Annotated in this window: 11 protein-coding genes; all 11 read left to right on the top strand. The window is 35.1% G+C overall.

What is annotated here, in order from left to right; genetic code table 11:
* Positions 1–30 precede the first annotated feature (30 nt).
* Positions 31–3,519: a glycosyltransferase family 39 protein gene (locus B9O19_RS01465; RefSeq protein WP_102364772.1), complete on the top strand. Its 3,489-nt coding sequence runs from the start codon at positions 31–33 to the stop codon at positions 3,517–3,519.
* 26 nt (positions 3,520–3,545) lie between these two features.
* A complete protein-coding gene (locus B9O19_RS01460) occupies positions 3,546–4,388 on the top strand; it encodes a fumarate hydratase (protein WP_102364771.1) in 843 nt (280 codons plus the stop codon).
* A 326-nt stretch (positions 4,389–4,714) separates the two neighbouring features.
* Positions 4,715–5,731, top strand: a complete 1,017-nt coding sequence (gene aroF / locus B9O19_RS01455; protein WP_102364770.1) for a 3-deoxy-7-phosphoheptulonate synthase — start codon at positions 4,715–4,717, stop codon at positions 5,729–5,731.
* A 15-nt stretch (positions 5,732–5,746) separates the two neighbouring features.
* The gene (locus B9O19_RS01450; protein ID WP_102364769.1) at positions 5,747–6,619 is read left to right on the top strand and encodes a prephenate dehydrogenase; all 873 of its coding nucleotides are present in this window, start codon (positions 5,747–5,749) and stop codon (positions 6,617–6,619) included.
* On the top strand, positions 6,607–7,659 hold the full coding sequence (gene aroB / locus B9O19_RS01445) for a 3-dehydroquinate synthase (RefSeq protein ID WP_102364768.1): 1,053 nt from the start codon (positions 6,607–6,609) through the stop codon (positions 7,657–7,659). The genes B9O19_RS01450 and aroB overlap by 13 nt, the downstream gene beginning before the upstream one ends.
* A 48-nt stretch (positions 7,660–7,707) precedes the next feature.
* Positions 7,708–8,991, top strand: a complete 1,284-nt coding sequence (gene aroA / locus B9O19_RS01440; protein ID WP_102364767.1) for a 3-phosphoshikimate 1-carboxyvinyltransferase — start codon at positions 7,708–7,710, stop codon at positions 8,989–8,991.
* Between the two features lie 15 nt (positions 8,992–9,006).
* On the top strand, positions 9,007–10,077 hold the full coding sequence (gene aroC, locus B9O19_RS01435; RefSeq protein ID WP_102364766.1) for a chorismate synthase: 1,071 nt from the start codon (positions 9,007–9,009) through the stop codon (positions 10,075–10,077).
* A 23-nt stretch (positions 10,078–10,100) separates the two neighbouring features.
* Positions 10,101–11,303, top strand: a complete 1,203-nt coding sequence (locus B9O19_RS01430; protein ID WP_102364765.1) for a chorismate mutase — start codon at positions 10,101–10,103, stop codon at positions 11,301–11,303.
* A gap of 6 nt (positions 11,304–11,309) precedes the next feature.
* Positions 11,310–11,831, top strand: coding sequence for a shikimate kinase (locus tag B9O19_RS01425; protein ID WP_102364764.1), 522 nt, complete (start codon positions 11,310–11,312; stop codon positions 11,829–11,831).
* A gap of 51 nt (positions 11,832–11,882) precedes the next feature.
* Complete coding sequence (gene aroQ, locus B9O19_RS01420; protein WP_102364763.1) at positions 11,883–12,329, top strand: type II 3-dehydroquinate dehydratase; 447 nt, start codon at positions 11,883–11,885, stop codon at positions 12,327–12,329.
* Positions 12,319–13,191, top strand: a complete 873-nt coding sequence (aroE, locus tag B9O19_RS01415; RefSeq protein ID WP_102364762.1) for a shikimate dehydrogenase — start codon at positions 12,319–12,321, stop codon at positions 13,189–13,191. The genes aroQ and aroE overlap by 11 nt, the downstream gene beginning before the upstream one ends.
* The last annotated feature ends 123 nt before the right edge of the window (positions 13,192–13,314 follow it).

Raw genomic sequence — 13,314 nt, 5'->3', positions numbered from 1 at the left:
AAAGAATATATAGAAAAAGGGGTAGAGGAAGTGTATTTAGCCTATTTAATTGCAATACTTTTTATTTTAGCTTTTGTGGCTCTGCAAAAATTTGTTGATTCTAAGAATCAATTATCAGTTCAACCTTTGATGGAAGTGAACAAAAATAAATCAAAAAGTAGAAACCAAAGAAAAAAATCCAAAGAGAAATTTGTGCCGGCAAAGCAACTGAAAAATAACAAAAATATTGGTGATTTATCTATACGTATTTTTGTTATTGTTGGCGCTGTTGCATTGTTGTCCAGAATAATATTGGCTTATTTTTTAAAGGGATATCCGTCGGATATGTCATGCTGGATAGCATGGGGAAATAATGTGATGACAAATGGGCCGGGACATTTCTATGCTCCTGAGTATTTTTGCGATTATCCGCCAGGGTATATAACTATACTCGGAATTTTTGCATGGTTTAATCAGATTTTTCATCTTTCCGGAAATGCAACACAGCTGATGTTTAAACTTCCGGCTATTTTGGCTGATACCGTATTGATGATTTCTGTTTTTGTTATTGGTTCAAAACACATGGGCAAAAAGTCTGCATTGATTTTGGGAATAATTTTAATGCTGAACCCGCTTCTGTTTATTAATTCATCTGCTTGGGGACAAGTTGAATCTGTACTGGCAGTATTTTTAATACTTTCAATGTATAATTTGTATAAGAAGAATTATTATTTATCCGGCATATTATATGTGCTTGCTGTTCTCATGAAGCCTCAGGCCTTGATGGTCGGACCGGTATTTTTGTTTGCCTTTGTTGCAGCAAAGGATTGGAAAATGATATTAAAGATGGTTGTAATAGGAGTTATAATGCTTCTTATGTTCTCAATTCCATATAACTATGCAGCTTGGGGACATGAAGGATTGAATATAGGGCAAAAATTATTAGTATCACTTAATCCGGTTTGGCTTATACAAAAATATATGAGTACATTAGCTTCATATCCATATTTTACAATAAACGCTTTTAATTTCTTTGCAATGCTAAAATTAAATTGGGTTTCTCTTGAAGTCGGCGGCTCAGCCCAAACACTTCTCAATATTCTGAATTATGTTATGATACTTTTAGCTATTGGCGGAGCATTGATACTATATATTAAAATCAAAAGCCCAAGCGGAAAGATATTTATACCTGCATTCTTCATAATCAGTTTCTTGTTTACGTTTGGATTAAAAATGCACGAACGTTATTTAATAACGCCAATTATGTTTTTAATTTTTGAATATATGTTATCGAAAAATAAGAGAACGTTATTTAGTTTTGCATTTTTCAGCAGTGTTAACTTTATAAATGTTTTCTGTGTGTTGATGTTTATGCTGAAATTTAATACTTCAGGACCGTCATATCAAGCAATGGCGTTCGCTTCAGTATTAGAAGTTGTTACTTTTATAATTACCATGTTCGTTATCATACATGATTACGTTTTATATCCTCAGGTGACTTGTGCTAGGGCTGGAGATATTGGAGAAAGTAAATATCATGGCTTTGAAGCTGTAAAGGTATTTTTTACTTCATTCGGCAAAAATAAAGTTAATGTTTCAAGTAGAGTTGTTGATAGTGCTGAATTGAATGTGGAAATATGTGAGGAGGAATCAGAAAGTATTCCACCTCTTGATACATGGATTTCTAAAATTAAATTAAAGTATTTTGAAATTCTATCTAAAGTTACATCTTTATTTTATAAAGCAACAAAAATTGAGTATACGGGCAAACCATTAAAAACGGAAAAGATAGTTAAAACTGATATAGTAATAATGGCGGCAATTGTTATTATTTACGCTATTATCGCATACGTAAATTTGGGAAGTTTAAAAAATCCGCAGACGTTTTATCAGCCTGAGTCTCCAAATGAAACGGTTCAGATTGATTTGGGTTCAGTTCAAAGCATTGATACTGTAACTTATTATTTGGGAATAGGCGATGTTGCTACAAAGCCGGGGATGAAGCTATCATATTCTAAGGATGGAAGAACATGGCAGGACATGAATGTAAACTGTCAGCTTAATTCTGTTTTTAAATGGGAAGTGTCAAAACTTGCCTCTCCTGTTGAAGCTAGATATATAAAAGGTGAGACCAGTGCTATAGACTACAGAATGTTTGAACTTGCTTTTTGGCAGGCTGACGGAACACAAATTCCGATATCAAACGTAACCGGAAAAGGTGATTGTGCAAATATTGCGGATGAGCAGGATATGGCGCAATATAGAACAAGTTTTATGAACAGCACCTATTTTGATGAAATATATCATCCGCGTACTGCGTATGAGCATCTTCATTTAATGCCGTATTATGAGACAACTCATCCGCCGCTTGGTAAATTAATTATGTCAATCGGTATTGCTGTTTTTGGTATGACGCCGTTTGGCTGGAGAGTTATGGGAACCACTTTCGGAATTATAATGCTGCCTCTCTTATATATATTACTTAAAAAATTATTTGAGAGAACTAGATATTCCGTTTTGGGAACGTTGATATTTGCGTTTGACTTTATGCATTTTGCTCTAACTAGAATGGGAACGATAGACTCGTATCCAGTAACATTTATAATAGCGATGTATTTGTTTATGTTCTTGTTTGGAAAGAGGGCGCTTAACCTTGCAAAAAATAATCCAACTAAGCTTAAAGAGGGAAAAACTATTTGGAAGCTAATCGGAACTTTAGCTTTATCAGGATTAATGTTTGGCTTTGGCGCTGCGTCAAAATGGATTTGTATATATGCAGGGGCAGGACTTGCTGTAGAGTTGCTTCTGATTTTTGTTGGCGTATATATGGCTTTGCCTAAAAAACACAAGAAATTATTCCTTGGATTCTTATTTAAGATATGTGCTTCATGTGTAGTAACTTTTGTTCTTATTCCAGGATTTATATACACTATGTCATATCTGCCGATTTCGATGGTTAAAGGATATCCGGATGTTTGGCATGCAATGCTGAATAATCAGACTTATATGTATAATTACCACAGCGGACTTGAGGCAACACATCCGTATTCGTCAGCATGGTATCAGTGGCCGATCGATTACCGTCCTTTATGGGCTTATTCGGCACCTGTAGAGACGGTAGGACAGAACAATATTGGATGTATCTCCATTTTTGGTAATCCATTGATCTTCTGGTCCAGTATAGTTGCTTTTATATATACAGTTATCGTTGGAATAATTAAGAGAGATAAAAAAGTTCTATTTTTAGTTGTTGGATTGCTTGCTCAAATATTGCCTTGGGTATTCGTTACCAGATGTGTATTTATATATCATTTCTTTGCAAGTACGCCATTCCTAATAATCATGATAGTTTATACTCTCCGTGATTTAGAAGAACGTTTTGGCTGGTTTAAGCATATTTCAAACTGCTTTGTTGCATTGTGTGGATTGCTCTTTGTCGGTTTCTATCCTGTGCTGTCAGGCATGACTGTAACTAAAGATTACTCTAATATATGGTTAAAGTGGCTGAATTCATGGGTGTTCCACAATAGGGGAAATTAATTATATAAAAAAAGAATGGTGATACAGTGAGAGAGATTAATACAGATTTAATAACAAAAACTATTGAAAAAATGTGTATAGACGCAAATTGTTTTTTGAATCCTGATGTAGAAAATGCAATATGCAGGGGATATGAGAAAGAGACTAATACAGTTGCAAAAGATGTTCTGAATAACATTATAAAGAATGCTGAAATAGCTCGTGATGAAGCAGTTCCTATTTGTCAGGACACCGGGATGGCGGTTGTATTTCTAAAAATAGGACAGGATGTTCATATTTCCGGCGGTTTATTGTGTGATGCAGTAAATGAAGGCGTTAGGAGAGGATATAAAAACGGTTATCTTAGAAAATCAGTTGTTGCTGACCCTGTAAGACGCGGTAACACTGGAGATAATACTCCCGCAATAATTCATACAGAGATTGTTGAAGGTGATAATATTGAGATAACTATTGCTCCGAAAGGTTTTGGCAGTGAAAATATGAGCGCGGTAAAAATGCTTAAACCATCAGACGGACTTGAAGGAATAATTGACTTTGTTGTTGATACAGTAAAAAATGCCGGAGGCAATCCATGCCCGCCGCTTGTTATAGGCGTAGGTATTGGAGGAACCTTTGAAAAGGCTGCATACCTTGCAAAATATGCGCTTCTTCGTGATGTGGACAGCAAAAATCCTGATCCGTATTATGCTGATTTAGAAAATATTTTATTGGAAAAAATAAACCGGCTAGATATTGGACCTCAGGGATTTGGCGGCGTAACAACTGCACTCGGAATAAATGTTGAAACTTTTCCTACACATATTGCCGGAATGCCTTGTGCGGTTAACATAAACTGCCATGTTACCAGGCATGTAACAGAAAAAATATAAAAAGTTTAAAAAAACACTTGCATTTTAACAAAGTATGTAGTATAATACTAAGAAGTTAAAATTTGCAAGTGTTTTTAATTTAATTTGTTATTTGGAGAAGAATAAAATGAGTGATTTGCTGCGTAGATTGATTTCTGATACAACAGAATATTTTTTCTACTTTAGCCAGAGCTTTTACTTTAGCTTTGGTTATTTTTGGTGCAGTAAATTTAGTAAAGCCCGTTTATGTTCTTTTTAAGATAATAACATAAAACTTTGAAAATTATTCAAGGATGGGCTTATGGCTCATCCTTTTTATTTTTATAACAAATTTAGGAGGAATAAAAATGGTAGTTATTTTAAAACCAAAAACAAAACAGGAAGATGTCAATAAAATGGTGTCTTATATAAAGGATATGGGGCTTGACGTGATGGTTAACAAAGGTGTTGACTGCACAGTTTTAGGTTTGCTTGGAGATACGAGCAAAATAGATCCTGATACTCTGATGCTGAATGTTCATGTTGACAGAGTTATGCGTATTGCTGAACCTTTTAAAAAGGCGAGCAGAAAGTTCCATCCGGATCCATCCGTTATTAAAGTAGATAATGTTGAAATAGGCAAAGAAGGCGAGTTTACTGTTATCGCAGGCCCTTGCAGCGTGGAATCCGAGGCACAGATTATTGATGTGGCACAGAGCGTTAAAAAGAGCGGCGCTAAAATGCTGAGAGGAGGAGCTTTTAAACCCAGAACGTCGCCGTATTCGTTCCAGGGACTTGAACTTGAGGGTTTGAAGTTATTGAAAGAAGCAAAAGAAAAGACCGGACTTCCGATTGTTACTGAAATTATGTCGCCTAAAATGGTGGAAATATTTGATAAGGATGTTGATTTAATTCAGGTTGGAGCAAGAAATATGCAGAATTTTGACTTGCTTAAAGAATTAGGCAATACAAAAAAACCGGTTTTATTAAAACGAGGTCTTTCATCAACAATTGAAGAATGGCTGATGTCGGCTGAATATATTTTGGCTTCCGGTAATCCAAATGTTGTATTATGTGAGAGAGGAATAAGGACATTTGAAACATATACCAGAAACACTTTGGATTTAAGCGCCATTCCTGCAATTAAGAGATTAAGCCACCTTCCGGTTATTGTTGACCCGTCTCATTCAGCCGGGATGAGTTGGATGGTCGAGCCGCTTTCTTTGGCGGCGATGACAGTCGGTGCTGACGGTCTTATAGTTGAAGTTCATAATTGCCCTGAGAAAGCATGGTGTGACGGCGCACAGTCTCTTGATAAAAAACAGTTTGAAAATATGATGAACAAAATGAAGGCAATCGGAGTTCATGTTGGAAAGAAAATATAAAATAGGAGTAGAGATATGGAGAAGGATTTTAGGATTGCAATTATCGGACTTGGACTTATCGGAGGTTCATTGGCGTATGCCCTCAAAGGATTTAAAAAATGCGTGATTGCAGGTTGTGATATAGATAGCGAAACCAGACGTCTCGCTTTAAAAAATAAAGCTGTTAATTTTGTATATGAAAAAGCCGGAGATGCTATAGAAAATTCTGATGTTGTGTTTTTTTGTACATATCCGGACAGTATTCATAAAATTATAGAAATTAACGCACACCGGTTCAAGACCGGGGCAGTTATATCCGATGTTTGCGGTGTTAAATCCAGTGTTTCTGAATCCATATGCAGTGTTTTGCCGGAGGGAGTTGACTATGTAGGCGGTCATCCAATGGCAGGCAAAGAGATGGATGGGTTTGTTAACGCATCATCTGAGCTTTTTTGGATGAGCGGTTATATAATAACTCCCGTTAAAACTTCAAAAAAAGAAAGTGTGGAACTGATAAGGGAAATAGCTAAATATATTGGCTCCACACGTATCACCATAGCAAGTCCTGAAGAGCATGACAGTGTGATAGCCTATACAAGCGATTTAATGCACATAGCAGCATCAGCTCTATGTTTATCTTATCCGGAAAAAATGAATAGAGCGTATACAGCCGGTTCTTTTCGTGACTGTACTAGAGTGGCAAGAATAAATCCCAAGCTTTGGAGTGAATTATTTTTAGCAAACAGAAAAAATGTTTTAAATGAAATAGACCGCTTAATTGAAAACTTATCGGAAATTAGGTATTGTATTGACAATTCACAAAGTGATGAATTATATGAATTACTTGATAAAGTGTGTAAAAATAAAATAACTATGCAGGAAAAGGAGCCTGAGCCATGGAAAAATTAAAAGTAAATATTCCTGGAAGAGAGTATGAAATATACATTGATAATGGTATTTTAAACAACACAGCAGATTATATAAGAAAAATTTATTCCGGAGAAAAGATTGCTGTTGTGACAGATTCAAACGTAGCTCCGCTATATTCAGAAATAGTTGTTTCAAGTCTTGCACAGTCAGGTTTTGAAACCAAACTTATAACAGTTCCTGCTGGGGAAAAAAGCAAATCTGCTGATTGCTTAATGAATTTGTATAATGAAATGCTTGATTTTAAGCTTACCAGGACTGATTTAATAATTGCTCTCGGAGGAGGTGTAATTGGTGATTTGACCGGTTATGCCGCTGCTACTTTACTTAGGGGAATACCTTATGTTCAAATTCCTACGACTTTATTGGCTCAGGTAGATTCAAGTGTGGGCGGTAAGGTTGCAATTGATTTGCCTCGTGGAAAAAACCTGGTTGGAGCTTTTAAACAGCCGGAGATGGTGATAATAGATACAGACTGCCTCAAAACATTAACCTCCAGAGTTTTGGCAGACGGTATGGCAGAAGTAATCAAATATGGTGCTATAAAAGATAAAAAGCTGTTTGAAATGCTTGAAAGTATAAAATCTACAAAAGAATTGTTTGCAAATATCGATAAAATAATATATAATTGTTGTGATATAAAGAGGCAGGTTGTTGAATCAGATGAGTTTGATACAGGCGGACGTATGATTTTAAATTTTGGACATACTTTTGGACATGCGATTGAGAAAAAATATAACTATGAAACATATACTCATGGAGAAGGTGTGGCTGTAGGAATGGTCATGTCTTGTGAATATGGTGAGAAACTTGGTATAACACATAACGGCGTTACAGACAGAATGATAAGCATTCTTAAAAATTATAACCTTCCTGTTGATGTTCAAATCAGCAAAGATGAACTTGCAGAAGCTGTCGCAGTTGATAAAAAAGGCGAAGGCAGTAAAATTAATTTAATATTAATTGAGGACATAGGCAAGGTAATGATAAAAAAGCTTGAAAAAAGCGACTTTCTTAAATAATATTTAACATTTTTTTATTATATGACAAATAGAGCTGGAGGCTGAAAGATGGAAGATGTAAAAAAAATTCAACCTAATATGTTAAAAGGAATTGTTTCAGTTCCGCCGTCCAAAAGCGTCGCGCACAGAGCTATAATTGCGGCATCTCTTTCTGGCGGGGAGTGTACAATTGAAAATGTTGCAGTTTCAAAGGATATCGAAGCAACAATTGAATGTATGCGCGCACTGGGCGCTAAATGCAGCGTCAATACAAAAAGTATGACAGTGAGCGTTACGAAGAAAAAAACATATAAGGTTAAGAATATGATTACTCTTGATTGCGGAGAAAGCGGTTCTACTTTGCGTTTTTTGATGCCTATTGCGCTTGGAAAAGGCGTTCCGGTAAAATTTGTAGGTCATGGCCGCCTTATGCAGAGACCACAGACTCCATATTTAAACATCTTTCGCGAAAAAGGTATAAAGTATGAACTGGGAACTGATTATATAATTATTGATGGAAGTTTAAAATCAGGGAGTTATGGTCTTCCTGGAAATGTCAGCTCCCAATTTATTACTGGACTTCTATTTGCTTTGCCGATTATAGACGGAGACAGTGAAATTATTGTGTCCGGAGAGCTTGAATCAAAAGGTTATGTGGATTTGACTATTGATATGCTTTCAAAATTTGGAATTGAAATTGAAAATTATAAGTATAAGCTGTTTAAAATAAAAGGCGGTCAGAAATATAAAGGCTGCAATGAATTAAAAATTGAGGCTGATTATTCTCAGGCAGCATTTTTTCTTGTAGCTGACGCAATCGGCTGTAATGTTGAATGTTTGAATTTGAATCCTAATAGTTTGCAGGGAGACCGAGAAATTTTAGATATAATTAAAAATACCGGTGCAAGAATTGTAAAGGGGCCAAACGGCGGAATTATGGCTAAAAAGACAGCTGTAATGCATGGGATAACGGTTGACGCCAAAAATATTCCGGATTTAGTACCTATTGTCGCGGTGCTTTGCTCTTTTTGCTCAGGAGAAAGCCGGATAATAAACGCCGGAAGATTAAGACACAAGGAGAGCGACAGATTAAGGTCAACCGCAACCGAACTTGGCAGGCTGGGAGTTGGCATTGTAGAGGAAAGAGACGGTTTAAAAATAATAGGCAGAGATTTGGTTGAGGGAAATGTTTGTTCTTCCTGGAACGATCATCGTATAGCTATGGCGCTTTCTATTGCTGCTTGCCGCGCTGAGGGGTGTATTGAGATAACGGGCGCAGAAAAAGCTGTAACCAAATCTTATCCTGATTTTTATAAGGTGTATGATCGTCTGGCAGGAAACGAAACTTACTAAGGAGGAACACTTGCATTGAACACATGGGGAAACAATCTTAAGCTTAGTATTTTTGGAGAATCGCACGGCGGCGGTATAGGTATAGTTATAGATGGTCTTCCATCAGGAATAAGTTTGGATATAGAAAAAATTTCAGATGAAATGAGAAGACGTGCTCCCGGAAAGGATAATATTTCAACATCAAGACGTGAGGAAGATAATGTTGAAATACTATCTGGTTTTTTTGATGAAAAAACAACAGGTACCCCGCTTTGCGGTATAATCAGGAATACAAATACGATTTCAAAACATTATGAAAAAGATTTAATAAGACCGGGACATGCTGATTTTACAGGTTTTATGAAGTATGGAGAAAGTCATGATTACCGCGGCGGAGGCCATTTTTCCGGAAGGATAACAGCGCCGTTGGTTTTTGCCGGCGCCATAGCCAAACAGGTTTTAAGCTTATATAATGTTTATGTTGGCGCGCATATTTATAGAATTAATGATGTTGCTGATGAAAAGTTTAATCCTATTTCAGTATCAAAAAATGATATTGAGTTGATTACAAAAAAAGATTTCCCAGTTATAGATGACGGTAAAACTGAACAAATGAAGGCAAAAATACTTGAGGCTAAAGAAAATTTAAACTCTGTTGGCGGAATAGTAGAATGTGCTGTTATTGGTATGCCTGTTGGTAAGGGGGCGCCTTTTTTTGGTTCCGTGGAAAGCCGCCTTTCATCTATGCTGTTTTCAGTTCCGGCAGTAAAGGGCGTACAGTTTGGCGCCGGTTTTGATTTTGCCGGAATGTTTGGTGATGAGGCAAATGATGAATTTTATATGGAAGGAAAGGATGTTAAAACATTTACAAACAATAATGCCGGTATAAATGGCGGTATTACTAATGGTATGCCGATAATAATGCAGGCTGTTTTAAAACCGACGCCTTCGATTGCACAAAAACAACGAACAGTAGATATATCAAAAATGGAAAACGCATCTATAGAAATACATGGAAGACATGATCCATGTATAGTTCACAGAGGCGCTGTTGTTATAGAGAATGCTGTAGCATTGGCTATTTTGGATATTTTATTAGATAGATAAATTGTAACTTAAAGGAAGATAAAATGGACACTAAAAGTGATAATCAAAAATTGAATGAATTAAATAATACATGCAGCCAAAAAAATAGGTTAGACATACTAAGAGAAGAGATTGATAAGATTGACAAAGAGCTGCTGCCATTATTTTTAAAAAGAATGGATTTATGCAGCAGTGTTGCTGATTACAAGCGAAGTGTAGGAAAGCCGGTTCTTGATTCAGAAAGAGAAAAGCAAGTTTTAAAAAGCAAAATGGATTTGTTAACAGACAAAAGCCGGGAAAATGAAGTTTATGAGTTTTTTACTGCTATAATGTCAATAAGTCGTGATAGACAGACTCGTGAACTTAGCCGCGATAAAGGCAGAAAACGTATTGAGGATATGTTAAATCCTAAACCGCATATTCAAAATCCCAGGATTGTGTTTTATGGTGTTAAAGGCTCATATAGCGAGGAAGCGGCAATAAAATATTTTGGAGCAGAATCAAACAGAACTAATGCTGATTCGTTTGAAGCAGCGTTTTTATCCTTAAAGAATAATAAATCCGATTATGCTGTTTTGCCTATTGAAAATTCTAACACCGGTACCATAGTTGATGTAATGGATCTGCTTGAAAAATATGGTTATTTCATAATAGGTGAAGTTGATATACCTATAAGACATTGTCTTATGGGTGTTAAAGGTTCGAAAGTTTCAGATATAAAGTATATCTATTCTCATGAACAGGGGATAATGCAGAGCAGTGGATTTTTAAAAACTTTAGGCAATGATATTATTTGCCGTGAATACTATAGCACGGCTAAAAGTGCAGAGAAAGTTGCTAATGATAATAATCCGGTTCAAGCGGCAATTGCGGGTAAGCAGAATGCTGAGATATATGGTTTGGATATTTTAGCGGAAGATATAAATAACAGTGATAAAAATACTACCCGTTTTATTGTGGTGTCAGTTAATTCAGAAATAGACGTAATGTGCAATAAAATCAGCGCGGCTTTTACACTTCCTCACGAAAGCGGCGAGTTACATAGAGTATTGGCATGTTTTGCGCATGGAGATTTAAATTTATTAAAACTTGAATCTAGACCTCTTGATAACAAAAATTTTGAGTATATGTTCTTTGTTGATTATACAGGGAATCTTTTAGATGAAAAGGTAAGGCAAATTACAAATAATGTAATTGAAGGCACAGGTGAGTTTAAGCTTTTAGGTAATTATAAAATTAAGGAATAGCAGGTGATGAATTTGAAAATATTGCTTATTGGAATGCCCGGGTGCGGAAAAACATCTTTAGGAAAACGTGCCGCAAAGAGCTTAGACTTTAGTTTTGTTGATTTAGACGAAGAAATTGAAAAAAGTCAGAATAAATCAATAAATGATATTTTTACGGAAAACGGAGAAGAATATTTTCGCAGATTAGAAACAGAGAAGCTAAAAGAGTTTTGTTCTGTTCCGCAAAATAAGGATATTATTATTTCAACCGGCGGAGGCGTAGTAAAAAATAATATTAATATAGAAAATGCAAAATTTTTGGGTGGGTATATTATATTCATTGACAGACCCTTGAATTTTATAATGGAAGATGTTGATACATCTGACAGACCGCTGCTTAAAGACGGAGCTGACAAATTAATTTCTCTGTATAGTGAGAGGTATGAATTATATAGAGATGCAGCTGACTATATAATAACAAATAATATGTCTTTTGCTGAGGTTTTAAAAGAAATAATTAATCATATAAAAACTTTATCTGATAAATAATATAGTATTTTTTTATATATCACGAATATATATGAAAGGGGAAATAGAGTTATGAAAATAATGGTAATAAACGGTCCTAATATAAATATGCTTGGCGTCAGGGAACCGGATGTGTATGGAAATACGGCATATTCAGATTTGGAAAACACAATTGAAGAATACGCTAAAAATTTAGGCGCCGAGGCTATCGTTCTTCAAAGTAATGGAGAAGGAGAAATAATCGACTTTATTCACCATGCGTTGGGAAGCTGTGACGCAATAGTAATTAATCCCGGGGCATATACGCATTACAGTTATGCTATATTAGACGCGCTTAAAGCTGTAAATTTACCTGCAGTGGAGGTTCATATAAGCAACATACATAAGCGTGACGATTTTAGGAAAAAATCTGTTACTGCATCCGGATGTATAGGACAAATTTGTGGATTGGGAATCAGAGGTTATCTTTTAGCTATAGATTATTTGCTTAATGAAATGAGGGAAGAAGATGACAATTAAGCTTAATGTAATCGGAGACCCTATTGAACATAGTAAATCCCCTGAGGTTCATGGCAGTATATTAAATATTTTAAAAATTCCTTATGAATATGAAAAAGTTAAAGTTAAGAAAAATGAACTAGATAAATATATAGAAAATGCAATAAAAAATAATGTAACCGGATTTAACCTGACAATGCCGCATAAAGTTGACATAATTCCATACCTAGATGGAATTGACAGTGAAGCGGAGTTGTTTGGCGCTGTTAATACTGTAAAAATAAAAGATAATAAATTATATGGATATAATACTGATGCAAACGGTTTTATAACTTCTTTGAACTTAGGGCAAAATGGATTTAATGTAAAAGGAAGAAAAATTATAATTTTAGGAGCAGGCGGTGTTGTATCAACGCTGGCGCTGAAGTTTTCACAGCTTGAGGCTTCTAAAATAATTATTTTAAACAGAACTGTACAGAAAGCTGAAGCTATTTGTATGAGAGTCATGTCAGCTCAAGATAATGGGTCAATAAATAAAGTTACTTCACTTAAATTTGATAGTTCTAATTCAAAAAATGTTAAAAATTATCTTGATGATTGTGATATGATTATAAATGCAACACCATTAGGGATGAGCGGAATATCATATGATTATACAGATTTGTCATTTTTAGATAAACTCAATAATGAGGCGCTTGCTGTTGATCTAATTTATAATCCTGAGAAAACTGCATTTTTAAAATATGCTGAAAAAAATGGAAATAAAATAATGAATGGATATGGTATGCTTATTTGTCAAGCAATTTTAGCAGATGAAATCTATTTGGATACAAAGTTGGATATTAGTAAATTGTATACAAAATTTATCAATTTTCATTGTTAGTTTTGACTAAAAAGAGAATGATTTATGACGGGTTTCGAGTGAAAAGGTAAAATAACATATCGTTTATGAAAAATTTACTATTTGTTTATGATTTGTTTATATTTTAAGAATATAAATTAATAT

It is taken from the genome of Monoglobus pectinilyticus (assembly GCF_002874775.1).
Lineage (GTDB): Bacteria > Bacillota > Clostridia > Monoglobales > Monoglobaceae > Monoglobus > Monoglobus pectinilyticus.
This window is presented reverse-complemented; position numbering and strand designations above follow the sequence as displayed.

Bases quoted from the DNA above. Each gene is read 5' to 3' on its own strand.
- aroE (WP_102364762.1), top strand. From the start codon at position 12,319: ATGACAATTAAGCTTAATGTAATCGGAGACCCTATTGAACATAGTAAA.
- B9O19_RS01425 (WP_102364764.1), top strand. From the start codon at position 11,310: ATGAATTTGAAAATATTGCTTATTGGAATGCCCGGGTGCGGAAAAACA.
- aroF (WP_102364770.1), top strand. From the start codon at position 4,715: ATGGTAGTTATTTTAAAACCAAAAACAAAACAGGAAGATGTCAATAAA.
- B9O19_RS01450 (WP_102364769.1), top strand. From the start codon at position 5,747: ATGGAGAAGGATTTTAGGATTGCAATTATCGGACTTGGACTTATCGGA.
- B9O19_RS01430 (WP_102364765.1), top strand. From the start codon at position 10,101: ATGGACACTAAAAGTGATAATCAAAAATTGAATGAATTAAATAATACA.
- aroQ (WP_102364763.1), top strand. From the start codon at position 11,883: ATGAAAATAATGGTAATAAACGGTCCTAATATAAATATGCTTGGCGTC.
- aroB (WP_102364768.1), top strand. From the start codon at position 6,607: ATGGAAAAATTAAAAGTAAATATTCCTGGAAGAGAGTATGAAATATAC.
- aroA (WP_102364767.1), top strand. From the start codon at position 7,708: ATGGAAGATGTAAAAAAAATTCAACCTAATATGTTAAAAGGAATTGTT.